Annotated in this window: 12 protein-coding genes; 6 read left to right on the top strand and 6 right to left on the bottom strand. The window is 57.8% G+C overall.

Features of this window, described 5'->3' with window-relative positions; translation table 11 throughout:
* Nucleotides 1–27 precede the first annotated feature (27 nt).
* Nucleotides 28–1359, bottom strand: a complete 1332-nt coding sequence (locus DDT56_RS14665; protein WP_136167184.1) for a CYTH domain-containing protein — start codon at nucleotides 1357–1359, stop codon at nucleotides 28–30.
* A gap of 195 nt (nucleotides 1360–1554) precedes the next feature.
* On the opposite strand from DDT56_RS14665, the gene DDT56_RS14670 reads away from it, so the two are divergent.
* Both DDT56_RS14670 and DDT56_RS14675 read left to right on the top strand, forming a co-directional pair.
* Entirely contained in the window at nucleotides 1555–2175 is a 621-nt protein-coding gene (locus DDT56_RS14670; RefSeq protein WP_136167185.1) for a TIGR04211 family SH3 domain-containing protein, read from the top strand.
* 97 nt (nucleotides 2176–2272) lie between these two features.
* Complete coding sequence (locus tag DDT56_RS14675) at nucleotides 2273–3550, top strand: multifunctional CCA addition/repair protein (RefSeq protein WP_136167186.1); 1278 nt, start codon at nucleotides 2273–2275, stop codon at nucleotides 3548–3550.
* On the opposite strand, the gene bacA is transcribed toward DDT56_RS14675, so the two are convergent.
* Together bacA and folB are read right to left on the bottom strand one after the other, a co-directional pair.
* Nucleotides 3501–4319, bottom strand: a complete 819-nt coding sequence (bacA, locus tag DDT56_RS14680; protein WP_136167187.1) for an undecaprenyl-diphosphate phosphatase — start codon at nucleotides 4317–4319, stop codon at nucleotides 3501–3503. The two genes, DDT56_RS14675 and bacA, sit on opposite strands and share 50 nt — an antisense overlap.
* 123 nt (nucleotides 4320–4442) lie before the next feature.
* The gene (gene folB, locus DDT56_RS14685; protein WP_136167188.1) at nucleotides 4443–4796 is read right to left on the bottom strand and encodes a bifunctional dihydroneopterin aldolase/7,8-dihydroneopterin epimerase; all 354 of its coding nucleotides are present in this window, start codon (nucleotides 4794–4796) and stop codon (nucleotides 4443–4445) included.
* Between the two features lie 107 nt (nucleotides 4797–4903).
* Here folB and plsY point away from each other — a divergent pair, with 107 nt between their 5' ends.
* The 4 genes from plsY (at nucleotide 4904) to ssuD (ending at nucleotide 8793) form a co-directional block, all read left to right on the top strand.
* On the top strand, nucleotides 4904–5527 hold the full coding sequence (plsY, locus tag DDT56_RS14690; RefSeq protein ID WP_136167189.1) for a glycerol-3-phosphate 1-O-acyltransferase PlsY: 624 nt from the start codon (nucleotides 4904–4906) through the stop codon (nucleotides 5525–5527).
* Between the two features lie 152 nt (nucleotides 5528–5679).
* Entirely contained in the window at nucleotides 5680–6207 is a 528-nt protein-coding gene (gene ppa, locus DDT56_RS14695) for an inorganic diphosphatase (protein ID WP_136167190.1), read from the top strand.
* A gap of 342 nt (nucleotides 6208–6549) precedes the next feature.
* Nucleotides 6550–7533, top strand: coding sequence for a sulfonate ABC transporter substrate-binding protein (locus DDT56_RS14700; RefSeq protein ID WP_136167191.1), 984 nt, complete (start codon nucleotides 6550–6552; stop codon nucleotides 7531–7533).
* 93 nt (nucleotides 7534–7626) lie between these two features.
* Complete coding sequence (ssuD, locus tag DDT56_RS14705; RefSeq protein ID WP_136167192.1) at nucleotides 7627–8793, top strand: FMNH2-dependent alkanesulfonate monooxygenase; 1167 nt, start codon at nucleotides 7627–7629, stop codon at nucleotides 8791–8793.
* 221 nt (nucleotides 8794–9014) lie between these two features.
* Here the strand turns inward: ssuD and DDT56_RS14710 are convergent, their stop codons facing one another.
* From DDT56_RS14710 to tamA, 3 genes are read right to left on the bottom strand one after another with little or no spacing between them, the layout of a single operon-like run.
* On the bottom strand, nucleotides 9015–9362 hold the full coding sequence (locus DDT56_RS14710; RefSeq protein WP_136167193.1) for a gamma-glutamylcyclotransferase family protein: 348 nt from the start codon (nucleotides 9360–9362) through the stop codon (nucleotides 9015–9017).
* 2 nt (nucleotides 9363–9364) lie between these two features.
* On the bottom strand, nucleotides 9365–13273 hold the full coding sequence (gene tamB / locus DDT56_RS14715; RefSeq protein ID WP_136167271.1) for an autotransporter assembly complex protein TamB: 3909 nt from the start codon (nucleotides 13271–13273) through the stop codon (nucleotides 9365–9367).
* 14 nt (nucleotides 13274–13287) lie between these two features.
* Nucleotides 13288–15069: an autotransporter assembly complex protein TamA gene (gene tamA, locus DDT56_RS14720; RefSeq protein ID WP_417903698.1), complete on the bottom strand. Its 1782-nt coding sequence runs from the start codon at nucleotides 15067–15069 to the stop codon at nucleotides 13288–13290.
* Nucleotides 15070–15317 lie beyond the last annotated feature (248 nt).

Here is a 15317-nt window from a genome sequence, read left to right on the forward strand (position 1 = left end):
ATCGCCGGCGGATAAATGCGTTAACGGTTAGCCGGCGCTGTGCAGCCAGAATGGCGGCTGAGCCAACGCCTGTTTACGGCAGGCTTCCAGATAGGGCGACGGGGTGTGATCGGCCGCCTGTTGCTCAATGGCCTGAATCAGCGCGCGCCAGCGATCGATGTACGCTTCCGTCTGTTCCACCGGATAAGCGCCGGATAACAGCTGAAAGGCGCAAATATTGCGCTGCAGGCGCGGCAGTTGCTGTATATATTGCACTTCGCTCAGCGTGCTGGCGAACGTGCTTCTCAGATCGGCGGAACTGCGGCCCAGCATGATATCGGCGAAACGTTTGTAGGAGCCCTGCAGCCTGATGCGATCTTTATTATCCATATAGTTACGCCAGCCGGCTTCAACCAGCCATGAAGTAAGCACCAGCTTACTTTGCAGATACTCCACGCCGTAGCATAGCTCTTGCGCATCCTCCGTCCTTTCGACGCCGGCCTCCAGACTGGCGAGCGCGGCGCGAAAAAGCGTCGTCACCTTACGCGACACCACCCCGCCCACCAGCACCAGCATCTCGCGAATCAGCGCGCCGGCCTGCGGCAGCGCGTGGCGGGCGTCGGCGTTGCCGCGCACCCAAAGCTCCTCATGGTATTGCCAGTGGCTCAGCGCATACTCCAGCGCCGCGCGGATCGCCTGATCGATATTGGTTTTCGGCTCCACCACCAGGATGCCGAGCGGGCGGCACTCGCGGGGCGGGTTGCCCTGCGCCAGATGATAGCCGCGCGCGGCTTTGCTCAGGCTGCCCTGACGCAGGCCGCCGAATTCCGCAATCTCCTTCGCCAGCTCAAGCAGGTCGGTAGTCTGCCCCAGTTTGAGCTCCATCTCCAGTTCACACAGGGGTTCGCTGAGTTCGCCCGCGCGCACCTCACCCAGGTCAAGGGCGACCTCAATCACGCTTTGATGATAAGTGACCACCCACTTTTCACGGGTAAAATCGGTGCTGAACAGCGGTTGGAGCGACTGCTGGAGCGCCGCAGGATCGCAGTTTTCCGGCCAGATATCCGCCGGGAAAAGGGCCAGATCCAGCTCCGCCTTTTCCAGCGCCAGATTATATTCCGGATGCTGGTGCAGCCCGCCGACCACGTTGCCGGCGGTTTTCGCCGTCATTTCGTAACGCTCATTCTCGCCGCGAATGCGCAGCCCGATGCCATGTCGGCGCAGGAAATTATCCGCCGTCTCATAGTAGGTATTGGTCAGCCGCCGGGCGCGCAGATGTTCGGAATGGCTGTACTCGCTCTGCCAGCCGGATAACTGCTGCCGTAGCGTATCAACGCCGTCGGGATGAACAATAAATTTCAGTTCGATTTCTTCACTCATAATTTGTTACACCGGGATCAATGTGAATGGCGCCAGTAAATAACATTTTACTTCACCTTGCCACCTTTGCAGCGCGCTCTGTTTTATCGCCCCCTTCGGACCAAGAGTAAGATAGTTCTCATTTCTGTTTAATCATTGCCTCGTCAGACTTAACCCTCTACTATCGTCCCATAACTCACGCAACACGATGATCTTATGCAGAAATTAAGCCTGATTTTTTTTACCTTGATAACCTTCATTTTAAGCGGCGCGGCTCACGCCGAAGAAAAACGCTATGTTTCCGATGAGTTGCTGACCTATATCCACAGCGGGCCGGGTAATCAATACCGCATCATCGGCACGTTGAACGCCGGCGATCAAGTCACGGTGCTCAGCGTTAATCAGGGGGCGGGCTACGCGCAAATCCGCGATGACAAAAACCGCACCAGTTGGATCCCGCTCGATCAGCTCAGCGAAACGCCCAGCCTGCGCACCCGCGTTCCCGAACTGGAAAGCCAGGTGAAGGATCTGACGGAAAAACTGAACAATATCGATCAGACCTGGAACCAGCGCACGGCGGATATGCAGCAGAAAGTCGCCGCCAGCGACGACATTATCAATGGATTACGCAGCGAAAATGAGGAATTGAAGAATCAGCTTATCGTGGCGCAGAAAAAAGTCAGCGCCGCCAATGTCCAGCTTGACGACAAACAGCGCACCATCATTCTGCAATGGTTTATGTACGGCGGCGGCGTGGCGGGCATCGGGCTATTGCTGGGTCTGCTGCTGCCGCACATTATCCCGCGCAGAAAGAAAAACGACCGCTGGATGGGTTAAGAGCGATGCCTGCGCAGGCATTTTTACCGGCGGTCAATAATACGCAGCAAAGATGTTAATATGTAGTGAATACCACCGCATACTCAGGAGTCCGACGTTGAATATTTACCTTGTCGGCGGCGCCGTACGAGACAGCCTGCTTAACTTGCCGGTCACCGAGAAGGACTGGGTGGTGGTCGGCGCCACGCCGGAACAGCTGCTGGCGCAGGGTTATCAACAGGTCGGCAGGGATTTTCCGGTCTTTTTGCACCCGCAAAGCCGCGATGAATATGCGCTGGCCCGCACCGAACGAAAATCCGGCAGCGGCTACACCGGGTTTGTCTGCCATGCCGCCCCCGACGTGACGCTGGAACAGGATTTACTGCGCCGGGATCTGACCATTAACGCCATCGCCCGCAGCGAACAGGGCGAGTTGATCGATCCCTATCACGGCCGGCGCGACCTGGAAAACCGCCTGCTGCGCCACGTCTCCGACGCGTTCAGCGAAGATCCGCTCAGGGTGCTGCGCGTGGCGCGTTTCGCCGCCCGTTTCGCCAACCTGGGTTTTCGCATCGCCGAAGAAACCATGGCGCTGATGAGCAAAATGACGCGCGGCGGCGAGCTCGCCTACCTGACGCCGGAGCGCGTCTGGAAAGAAACCGAGAAGGCGCTCGCCACCGACAGCCCCCAGGTCTATTTCCAGGTGCTCAGAGAGTGCGGCGCGCTGGCGGTGCTGTTTCCTGAAATCGATAAGCTTTATGGCGTTCCGGCGCCGGCCAAATGGCACCCGGAAATTGATACCGGCATTCATACCCTGATGACGCTGGCGGTCGCCGCCCGCCTCAGCCCGGATATCGACGTGCGCTTCGCCGCCCTGTGCCACGATCTCGGCAAGGGGCTGACGCCGCCGGAGCTGTGGCCCCGGCATCACGGCCACGGTCCGGCGGGGGTTAAGCTTGTGGAGGCGCTGTGCCAGCGTTTGCGCATTCCCAATCATATCCGCGATCTGGCGAAACTGGTGGCGGAATACCACGACCTGATTCATACCGTCCAGGCGCTACAGCCCAAAACCTTGCTGAAACTGTTTGATGCCCTCGACGTCTGGCGCAAGCCGCAGCGGCTGGAGCAGTTGGCGCTGTCCAGCGAGGCGGACGCCCGCGGCCGCACCGGCTTTGAAGAGAGTCCTTATCCGCAGGGCGATTATCTGCGCCAGGCGTTTCGGGTCGCCAGCGGCGTCACCAGCGCCGAGGTCGTCGCCGACGGCCATCAGGGCATTGAGGTCCGCAACGAACTCAACCGCCGCCGCCGCAAGGCGCTGGAGCAGTGGAAAACGCAGCAGGACGCTCCTACAAAAACACCACATACACCGCCGCCGCCACAAAGAAGCGATAGATAGCGAACGGCACGAAAGAGATGCGTTTGATAATCTGCAAAAAGGTTTTAATGGCGATCAGCGCCACCACAAAGGCGGTCACAAAGCCGACGGCGAACATCGGCAGGTCGGCCAATGACAGGAAATGCCAGCTCTTGTACAGATCCAGCACCGTCGCCCCCATCATCATCGGAACCGCCAGAATAAAAGAGAACTCCGACGCCGCATAGCGGCTGACGCCCATCAGCATTCCGCCGGAGATGGTGGCGCCGGAGCGGGAAAACCCCGGCCACAGCGCCAAACACTGAAAACAACCGATGATAAAAGCCTGACGATGGGTGATATCGTCCAGCCCCACCGCCCGCGGCTTTTTGGGTTTTAACCACTCCGCCGCCAGCAGCAGAAAGCCCCCGACAACCAGCGCATACATCACATTTTTGGGATCAAACAGCGATTTGATAACGTCGTGAAAAACCAGCCCCAGCACCACCGCCGGGATCATCGCCAGCAGAATATGGCTCAGCTTCAAACGTCCCGCGGTGTGTCCCTCATGGGGAACCTGACCGAAATGAATGCCGATAAGGCCGAACAGGCGGCGCCAGAACATCACCACCACCGCCAGAATCGAACCCAGCTGGATAATCACCTCAAAGGTTTTGGCCTTGTCATCGGCAAATCCCAGCCAGTGGCCGACAATAATCATGTGACCGGTGGAGGAAACCGGCAAAAACTCGGTAAGCCCTTCAACCACCCCAAGAATAAATGCGATTAACAACGAATGCAGGTCCGTCATCTAAACTCCCTTACCGCCATAAAAAAACGGCTGCGCCACCCAGCGAGCCGCTATAAGCCCCATAGACCTCGTAGATTACCGCTTAGTGGCTCGTAAATCATTATTAACGCTGCTAAATCAGATTTATCGCGTGCCGCGCTCAATCACCACGCCGACCTGGCGCGCCTGCGCCACGGCGCCCGGCTTGGCGACCTTGATGCGCAGCCAGGGGATCGGGAAACGCTGCATCAGCATCTGCGCCACCTCCTCCGCGACGCGCTCGACCAGCGCAAAGCGCTGTCCGGCCACCAGCGCAATCACCGCTTCGCTGACGTCGGCATAGCTTAAACAGTCATTAACGTCATCGCTGGTCGCCGCCTGACGGTTATCCCATCCCATTTCGATATCGAACACCAGCTTCTGCTGAATCGTCTGTTCCCAATCGTAAACACCAATGGTGGTAATTACGCCAAGCTCTTCAATAAATACGATATCCATCACGCCGTTCTCTGTTTTTGTCGTTGTCGGATACCACTTCCGACGGAATATGCGTATTATCCACAGATGCGAAGAGTAAAACGACCCTTATTAAACGGAACCGCGTTATGAGTGCAATCGCGCTTGGCATGATAGTAATCGCGTATCTGTGCGGCTCGATTTCCAGCGCGATTCTGGTCTGCCGGATCGCCGGGCTGCCGGATCCCCGCAAGCATGGTTCAGGAAATCCTGGCGCCACCAACGTACTGCGTATCGGCGGCAAGTCCGCCGCGGCCGCGGTGCTGGTTTTCGATATTCTGAAAGGGATGCTGCCCGTCTGGGCGGCTTATGCGCTGGGCATTCCCCCGCTGTACCTCGGCCTGACCGCCATCGCCGCCTGTCTCGGCCATATCTACCCGGTCTTTTTTCGTTTTCGCGGCGGCAAAGGCGTCGCCACCGCCCTCGGCGCCATTGCGCCAATCGGCTGGGACCTCACCGGCCTGATGACCGGCACCTGGCTGCTTACCGTGCTGCTCAGCGGCTATTCGTCGCTCGGGGCGATTATCAGCGCGCTTATCGCGCCGTTCTACGTCTGGTGGTTTAAGCCGCAGTTCACCTTCCCGGTCGCCATGCTCTCCTGCCTGATACTGATGCGCCATCACGACAACATTCAGCGTTTGTGGCGCGGGCAGGAAAGTAAAATCTGGAATAAACTGCGCAGAAAAAAACAGACCACCGACAGCGAGCGCTGATGCGCGGTAAATACGGCGATAAAAGAGGTAGCCGGACAAGCGTGGCAACGCGTCCGCGGCTTCACCCGTCCTCCTAAAAATCGGCGACTTTCTCTGTGAGTTGGCTATAATGACCGGCACTCCATTTCAGCTTTGAAGAGAAGGAAAGCGACATGAGTCTGAACAATGTCCCGGCAGGTAAAGATCTCCCGGAAGATATCTACGTAGTTATTGAAATCCCCGCTAACGCCGATCCGATCAAATACGAGATTGATAAGGATACGGGAGCGCTGTTTGTAGACCGTTTCATGTCTACCGCCATGTTCTACCCATGTAACTATGGCTACATCAACCACACGCTGTCGCTGGATGGCGATCCGGTTGACGTGCTGGTGCCGACCCCTTATCCGTTACAGCCGGGCTCCGTCATTCGCTGCCGCCCGGTCGGCGTGCTGAAAATGACCGACGAAGCCGGTGAGGATGCCAAGCTGGTCGCCGTTCCGCACAGCAAGCTGACCAAAGACTACGATCACATCAAAGACGTCAACGATCTGCCGGAATTGCTGCGCGCGCAAATCGGCCATTTCTTTGAACATTACAAAGATCTGGAAAAGGGCAAGTGGGTTAAAGTAGAAGGCTGGGACAACGCGCAAGCCGCCAAAGCGGAAATCGTCGCCTCTTTCGAACGCGCCAAGAAATAAGCCCCGTCTAACAACGTTTCTTTCATCATGCCGGCGTAAGCCGGCATGCATTCCGCAACAGATCCCGTCGTGCAATACCCACCGCAAAGCATCGCGCTTAACGCCATCCGTTTCAGAGGATAACTGCTGCGCGTAACCATTTTTTAGTTTTTATCTTAAAAAGATAGGTTGTTAGCGAGATTTTATATCGTTAATAATTAAATACCCTATGCAATACCAATCTTTTACTTTGACAAAATCGGCGACCTCTTACAACGTAAACCTTCACGTTAATCCAGGCGGTTCGTCTTAATCTCCCGCTGAGTTTTTTAGCTATTTCACTACGGATAAACAGGCGGTTTTATGAATTACGGGTATGTTTTAGCACGGCGCTTGCTGCGTCCGGTCATCGCGTTGCTGGCGCTGGGAATATTCAGTCAGGCGTTCGCAGAGGCACAGCCCCTCAAGCAGTTGAATATCGGCTTTCAAAAAGCCAATATTCTGGCGCTGCTCAAGTCCCGCGGCACGCTCGACGAAGCGTTGAAACAAAAGGGCATCGCCACCCGCTGGATCGAGTTTCCCGCCGGTCCGCAAATGCTGGAGGGGCTCAACGTCGGCAGTATCGACCTTGCCGCCACCGGCGACGCCCCTCCAGCCTTCGCCCAGGCGGCCAAAGCGGATTTGGTTTATCTGGCGCACAACATCCCCAATCCAAAGACCGAAGCGATCGTGGTGCCGAAAGAATCGACGGTGCAACACGTAAAAGATCTTAAAGGCAAGCGGGTGGCCCTGAATAAGGGGTCGGATGTGAATTATCTGCTCATTGAGGCGCTGAAAAAAGCCGGGCTGTCCTATACCGATATCACGCCGGTCTACCTGACGCCCAGCGATGCGCGGGCGGCATTCCAGAATGGCAGCATCGATGCCTGGGTAATCTGGGACCCGTTCTATGCGGAGGTTGAAACCAACGCCGGCGCGCGCCTGCTTCAGGATGCCGAAGGTCTTGTACCGCACTACACCTTCTATCTCGCCAGCCGGCGATTCGCTGAGAACCATCCTGACATCGCCAAGTTGGTCATCGAACAGCTTACGCAACTGAGCGTTTGGGCCAACGATAATCATGACGAGGTGGCGCAGGTGCTGTCCCAAAGTACCGGCCTGCCGCAACCGATATGGCTGCGGGCGCTGGCGCGTATGCCTTTCGGTACGCAACGCATAACCGATGACGTTATCCGCCAGCAGCAGACGCTGGCCGATACGTTTACCGGCGTTGGTTTGATTCCGGTGAAAGTCGACGTCAACCAGGCGCGCTGGTCGCAGGATAAACCCCAAGGCGCTAATCCATAACCGTAATACAGCCATTGCCGGATGACGTTATCAATCATGATTTACCGCGTGCATACCGGTTGATTAATCCTTTATAGAGTAAGGAGACATACGATGAGCACAGAAATTTTCTGGTTTCTACCCACATCCGGCGACACGCGTTATCTTGGCAAATCTCCTGCCGGGCGTTATGCGACAAATGAATATTTACGGCAGATCGCCGTGTCAGCAGAGAATCTGGGATACGACGGTCTGTTAATTCCCACGGGCAGCGGTAATCTCGACCCCTGGATTACCGCTTCGAGCCTGGTTCCCGTGACCAACCGCATTAAGCTGTTGGTCGCGTTACGGACCTCGACGGCGCATCCCGTCGTCATCGCCAGGCAGGCCGCGACGCTGGATCAAGCCTTACACGGCCGCTTGCTGCTTAACGTAGTGCCGGGAGGCGATGCCGATGAGCTGGCCGCAGAAGGCGTATTCCTGGAGCACGACCAGCGTTATGAACTGGCCGATGAGTTTATTACGGTATGGAAAAAGTTATTTAACGACGAAACGGTCAACTTTGATGGAAAGTATATCCAGGCCAAAAATGCCAGGAATTATTACTCTTCTGAAAAAAAATCCTCTCCCCCGCTTTATTTCGGCGGTTCTTCCGAGGCCGCCCATGAACTTGCCGGCAAGCAGGTCGACGCGTATTTAACCTGGGGAGAGCCTCCCGAAGCCGTGAAAGAAAAGATCGAGGATGTGCGTTCAAAAGCCGAAAAACATGGGCGCCAGGTTCGTTTCGGCGTGCGTTTGCATGTCATCGTGCGGGAAACGAATGATGAAGCCTGGCAGGCCGCGGAGCGGTTAATCCAGCATCTGGATGATGAAACGATTGCCAAAGCGCAGGCGAATTTCGCCCGTCAGGATTCCGTGGGTCAGCATCGGATATCATCCTTACACGGCGGCAAGAAAGATAAGCTGGAAATCAGCCCCAACCTCTGGGCAGGGGTGGGATTGGTTCGCGGCGGGGCGGGCACCGCGCTGGTGGGCGATCCTCAGACGGTCGCGCAGCGCCTACAGGAATACGTCGATCTGGGCGTAGATACCTTTGTACTGTCCGGCTACCCGCATCTGGAAGAGTCTATCCGTTTTGCTGAACTGGTATTCCCTTTATTGCCGGGGAAAAAACCCGTGACGCAGGCGGATCAGATCGTGACGGGAGGAGGCACGCCGCGCGTCTTCACCGGGGGCGCATTTGATAATCGCGCCAGTAATGATGTTGCGGCGGTTGGCTAAAAACAGCTATCGCCGGCAATCGCAAACACGGCCTGCGCAGTGTTTCAGGCCATTGACAAAGTAGCCATTGGCGATAGCGAATCCAGATCCGTCATTCCTGCATGTCCCGCCTTCGCGAGGAGGAATCTTCTTGATATCAACGCACTAGCTGAAAGCAGATCCCCGCCTGCGCGGGGATGACTATGGCGGGATGGGTTTGCGCTGTTTCTTGATTGCGTCCGCTATTCTTCTTCGTCGCGCTTCAGCCAGTCCCCGCTGGCGATACGCGGTAATCCTGCCACCGAGTGTTTGTAAAGGTAGATCCAGGCGTTGCCCAATGGGGTGGCGATCAGTTCACGCTGATATTCGTGACCGTCCCGCTTTAGCGCATCCAGCTCGGCCAGTATTGACGAACTGATGCGATACACCTCGCAATAAATTTCCCCATTACCGGGCACCACCGCCGGGTAAAGGCCGAGATTGTACAGCTCGAACCCATCGAGCCGACAATCCCCCAGCCACTGGGCGTTGGTCATCCAGTGACTATTCCCCTGTTTGCGCCGTAAACTGCCGTAGACAATAATTCGCATCGCTAAAACTCAAACTGATAGAGCAAATCTAATGCCTGATCGATACCAGACACCGCTTCCAGGTATAGCTTCGGCATTAAGCGATAACGTAGCGTCAACGTTGCCAAAGAATCAAATATGCCAACACCGTATTTAACCTGCAGGCCGGGAAGGACGTAACCGCTGACCACCACTTGAGAATCGTCGCCAGCGCCTTGTGTATCCAAAGCTAAATTGCTTACGCCAAAAGCCTCGCCGATTTTACCCACAACTTGACCGCTTTGCGCAACCCCTAAACCAATAAGCATTGAGGTCATGGCCGCGCTATCGGCTCCGCTGCTGTCGAGCCCCTCGCCTCTGAGCAGATAGGACAGGGCTTCCTGCTGCGACATGGTCGGATCGGAGAAAACCTCCAGCTTGGGCGCGCTCGCCACTCCGGTGACGCGCACGCCGGCGGTGACGTCATCCGCGGTATTATCAGGATTACGCACGGCTTCAATATTGAGCAGAGGCTGATCCGGCGGACCGGAGAACAGCAACTGCCCTTTCTGCACGATAAGATCCTGCCCGTACGCCTTGAAACGCCCGGAAGGGATATCTATCTGTCCGTTCAGTCCCAGCCCGCGTTCATCCTGCACCATTTTCAGGTCGCCCTGCAAACGCGCCTTGAGTCCATAGGCATCCAGCCGCACGTCATTGCCGATGCGAATGGTCAGGTTGCTGTTGATCGGTATGGAGGCGGAGGCCGTCTCCAGCGGCTGACGCTGTTGGTCCAGCATCACCTCGTCCGACGATACCGCCACCGCGCTTTCCGGCAGCTCATTGACCACAATTCGCGCCCAGGGAATACTGACCGAGCCGTTTAACGCGAACAGCTGCGGCGTCGCCTCAAACACGATGTCGGGCGAAACGTCCAGACGCGCCATCGGCGGCACGGTAACCCTGATGCGCTGACCGATAGCCGCGATGCGCGCCCGCCAGGCGTCTGGCTGCGACCAGTCGGCATTGCCGCCCAGGTTTACCTGTCCGTTATCGGTTTTCAGGAATCCCTGCAGCGTTGAGGACATGCCGCTGAAACTCACCGCGAGCCGTCCGTTGGTCAGATCGATCGGCATCCAGCTGCCGTCGACGTCAAGCCGCTCCAGCACCATCTGGCCGAATATCTGCGGACGTTGCGCGTCCCCCGCCAGACGCAGATTGGCATTCAGTATGCCGGTGACCTTCTCCCCTTGTTGCAACACCGGGTTAAGCAGCGCCAGCGAAATATTATTGATGGTGACCGTGCCGCCGAGATTACGCCTTCCCTGCGGATCGCTAATCTGCACGTCGCCGCTTAAGCGGCCGTTATCGCGGATGGCGATCAGCCAGCCCAGCTGCGCGCGACCGCCATCGATGCCGGCGTTCAGGGTTAAGGTATCAAAGGCGACGGGCAGCGTTTTCCCCTGAACCAGCTGGCGGACATTGACCCCGTTGCCCGCCAGCGTCACTTTCGCCTGCGGCAAACTTTGTCCGGCCTGCCAGCTGACGTCGGCCCCGCCGCTGAAGGTGCCCGCCAGCTGCGTCTCCTCGCTCAGGAAAGGCTTCAGCATGGCCAAATCAAAGCGGTTCAGACGGATGCTAGCCTGACCGCTCGGCCCGGCCTCAATGGGTCTGGCGACGCAGAGCTCGGCATGGGGATTACGCCAGCAATGCGCGCCGATGGTGATTTTTTGCTGGGCGTTGAGGTAATCCAGCGCCACGGCCTGCGTCAGACGCCACTCGCCGACCGGCGTATCGAAACGGGTGTTATTCAGCGTACCGCGCCAACGCTGCGCCTGACGATCGAAACTGCCGGAAAGCGCCAACTGTCCCGCTACCGGTTCCCCCGACATATTCAGGCGCAGCTGATGCTGCCGCTCGTTGCCGTCGGCGTTGAGGGTCAACAGCCGGATATTCAGATCCGCCTGACGCAGTTGCTCCACCCGCAGCGCAATCTGCCCCTGAATCTGCTGTTCGGAGCGCACGTCGGCCTTCAGCGCAACGCGCTGAATCGCCATCTCCTGCCAGCGCAGCCCCGACGCCGTGATATCCGCCAGAATCTGCGGCTCACGCAGGTGACCGCGCAGCTTCAGCGTACCGAGCGCCTGCCCGGCCAGACCGGGCAACAGACCGGTGAGCGCCGGCGCATTGATATCCGCATCCAGCTGCCATTTATCGCTGAGTTCGCCTTTCACGTTGAGCTGATTACGCCCCAGCGCCAGATTAAGGCCGGGGATCTGCCACTGACCGGCGGCATTGCCGCTTAGCTGACCTCTGGCGGTGAGCTTGTTCTGCTTCACGTTGCCGTCCAGACGCAGCTCCGGCACCCGCAACTGCCAGCTGCCGCCATACAGGCTGCCGCGCACGGTCACTTTGCCGTCCACTTTCGCCGGCCAGTCGGGCCACTGTTTCGCCGTAGTGATGCCGCTCAGCACCAGTTCGCTGCGCCAGCTGACGGCTTTACTCCAGTCCACCACGCCGCTCAGGTCGGCGTTCCCTTGCAGAGCCGACAACCGCAGGCGTTCCAGATTAAATTGCTGCTCGTTCCCTTTGCCGTCCAGCGACAGCGCGGCGGGCGGCAGATCGGCGCCGCGAATATCGCCGCGCAGCGATAAGGCGTAATCCGTGGCCTTGCCGTTCAGGCGCAACAGCAGATTGTTCACCTGATATTGCGCGTCTCCCGTTAACGGCCAGCGCACCCGCTCGGTTTGCAGCGTCAGCGCCAGCGGCAGGCCAGCCTGCGCCAGTTCGGTCTGCAGGGTGAGCTGCGCCCGCTGCGGGCCGGATAAATTAAGCGCCACGTTCAGCTGTTCGCGCAGTCCGCCGTCCACGGTCAGCTTGAGTTTTTCCCCTTTCAGCGGATCGACGTTCAGCACGCCATTCGCCGTCAGGGAAACCGGCCAGCTCTCGCTCAGGGTGGCCGCGCCGCGCATATTCAGTCCCCCCTGCGGCGACTGAACCACAAATTTCTCCAGGTTAATACGCTGCTGCTGCGTGGATGCCTGAATCAGCAGATCGGAAATCAGGATCTCCTGGTCACCCGTCAGCCGCAGCTGTTCGCCGTGAATTTCCGCGATATTCACATCCAGCGGCAAGGTGAATGACGGCAAGTCGGGTAATAAGGGTTTGGAGAACAGCTCAGCCAGCCGCTCGCCGAGCGGCTGTTCGGGCAAGGCGTCCGTTTCAGCGGCCGGTTTAACAGGCGCCGCCCCGTTATCGCCGGCGACGGAAAGCGTCTTATCTATCTGAATCGGCTGCGTCGTGCCCTTTTCAACCGATTCGCGCACCTCGGCCGCCGTTTGCTTAACCACCGCCGCCACTTCCTGCGCCGTCACCTTTCCGTCTTCCAGCAGGTCGACGGGCGTTTTCGGCAAGGCCACCAGCAAGGCGCTGATGCTGGTCGGCAACAGCGTCAGCCGCCGTTCTTCCCACTGCATGCCGGTACGGAATTCCCCCAGCGACACCGCCGTGCCGTCCACGGTGACCTGCACATTGTTCAGGGTCAACTGACGCAAAGAGATCGGAAACGGCGCCGACAGCTCGGTCAGCGGCTCACCGGGCGGCGCGGGCTCTTCCGCCGCCGGCAGCGATTGGGTATCCACCGCCACATCAATATTCTGCGCCGACAAATCGTTGATGCACAGCTGGCCGCGCCGTAAACATCCCGGCGCCAGCGATAAATGAAACTCACCCGCCTTAACCGTGACGCCCGGCATTTGATAGCTGACGTTTTTCAGCGTCAGATCGCGCCAGCCGCCGCTGACGCCGGCAATCTCCAGCCCCGGCACCACGCGCGTCGCGCCGTTCAGCAACAGATGCAGACCCGGCGTGGTCGCCACCAGCAGCACCACCGCCGTCAGCAATAACAGCAGGAAAGCGATAATACCGATGGCGATTTTTTTCATCAGGCCCATGTTATTTATCAGACTCATAGTTCAGGCCCCAATGCGATATAGAACTGCACGTCATTTTTTTCCGCATCGCCAATCGGCGTGGCGATATCGAGCTTCACCGGACCGATGGGCGAAGCCCAGCGCACGCCGACGCCCGCCCCGGTTTTAAAGTCGCTCTGTTTGATGTCGTTGACGGCCTCGCCCGAATCCACGAAAACCGCGCCCCACCACTTGCCGCTGACGTTGTACTGATACTCCAGCGATCCGGTCGCCAGTTTGGACGCCCCGATCAGTTTATCTTCGCCGTCGCGCGGCGAGATGGATTTGTACTTGTAACCGCGAATGCTGCGATCGCCCCCGGCGAAGAAACGCAGCGAGGGGGGAACGCGGGAGAAATTGTTGGTTTCAATCCACCCCAGGTTGCCGCGAGCGACAAAACGGTGTTTCTCCGCCAGCGTGCGGATCCACACGTTCTGCGCCTGGAAGATGGCGAAATCGATATCCGATCCCCACAGGGTGTCGGAAACATCGATAGAGTAGCGCTGAGTGTCTCCCCATACCGGCATCAGCCCGCCGCGCTGGCGGGTGCGGTTGATACTCACGCCGGGATAGATCAGCATGGTGGTGTCGGTCACGCTGCCCTGCGTAAAGTGGTCGAGGCTCCAGCGCAGATTGACGGCCCGCTGCCAGCCGCTGGACAAGTCCCAGTAACGCGCCACGTTCAGCGTGGTCGAGTCAGACTTGGTATCATTGAGGTCTTCACGCTTGAATCCGCCCTGCAACAGGTAATACTGCTCTAACGGATTCTTCAGTAAAGGAATTTTGTAACTCAGATCGAGCGACTGCTCCGGCGCGGAGACGCTGAGGCTGCTCTCCAGACTGTGTCCGCGCGAGTTCAGCCAGGGCTTGTTCCAGGTGGTTTTAAAACGCGGCCCGACGTCGGTGGCATACCCCACCCCGGTCTCTATGCGGTTGCGGGTACGCGGCGTCACCACCGCATCCAGCGGCAGGACTTTGCTTTCCTTCGACTGGCTGAAATCCGGCGCGACAACCACCGAGTTAAACCAGCCGGTGGCGGACAGGCGGCGGTTTAATTCGCCCAGACTTTCACTGCTGTACGGCTCGCCGTCACCAAACGGCACCAGGTTTTGCAGGTAATCATCGCGAATTTGCGATCCCTGAAATTTAACCTCGCCAAAACGGTAGCGTTCGCCGCTGTCAAAATCGATATCCCAGAAAGCCTGGCGTTCTTCCTGAATGACGCCTAACCGGCTCTGCAGAAAATGGGCGTCGAAATACCCTTTACGCAGGGACAAACTATTCAACGAATTTTTAAAGCGGTCATAGTCCCCGTGATTCAGCACCGCGCCGCGTTCTGGCGTGCCCTCCCGCAGCAGTTGCTGATAGTCCTGGTCCTCGCGGGAGCCGCCGCGCAGCACCACGTTCACATCGGCTATTTTCACCGGTTCGCCGGGCGTCACGCTGGCAATCAGCACTGGACGTCCGCCGTTGACCGCCGGGCGGAATTCAAAAGCGATTTGCGGATCGTAATAACCCAGCGCGCGTAATCCCTGCCGGATGGCGTCGTCGACCCGATTGCGAAAGCGCCCGTCGGCATTGACTTCATCGACGGCGATGGTGGATAGGCGTATCCGTACGTTCTTTTGCAGCGCGCCTTCCAGTCCGACGACCTGCAGACGCACATTGGCGGCGAAACTCTCGAAAGGGAATAGCAGTATGCACAATAAACCCAAGGCCGGGTAACGTGGCGGGCAGAAGCCCAATAGGCTGGTTTTTGGTCCTGTAAAAATAGTCACTTAGCTTCCTGATCGCATCGTTCTGTCACATCCAATCCATAGCACCGTTTATGACATGGCGTTGTGCCGGCAAACACCCCAGCCACCTCCTCGCCTGCCGCCGTGGGACGACGGAGGTAGTCGCCGATAATGAAGGTGTGTCATAAGCCTGCGGGAAATATTGATAATTTCCTTTAGCTATAGATTTTAACCTGTAAATTCTAAATTGCAGCGTTCCGCATATACATAACCTTAACATTAAACAGTTC

The organism is Brenneria corticis (genome assembly GCF_003115855.1).
GTDB lineage: Bacteria > Pseudomonadota > Gammaproteobacteria > Enterobacterales > Enterobacteriaceae > Brenneria > Brenneria corticis.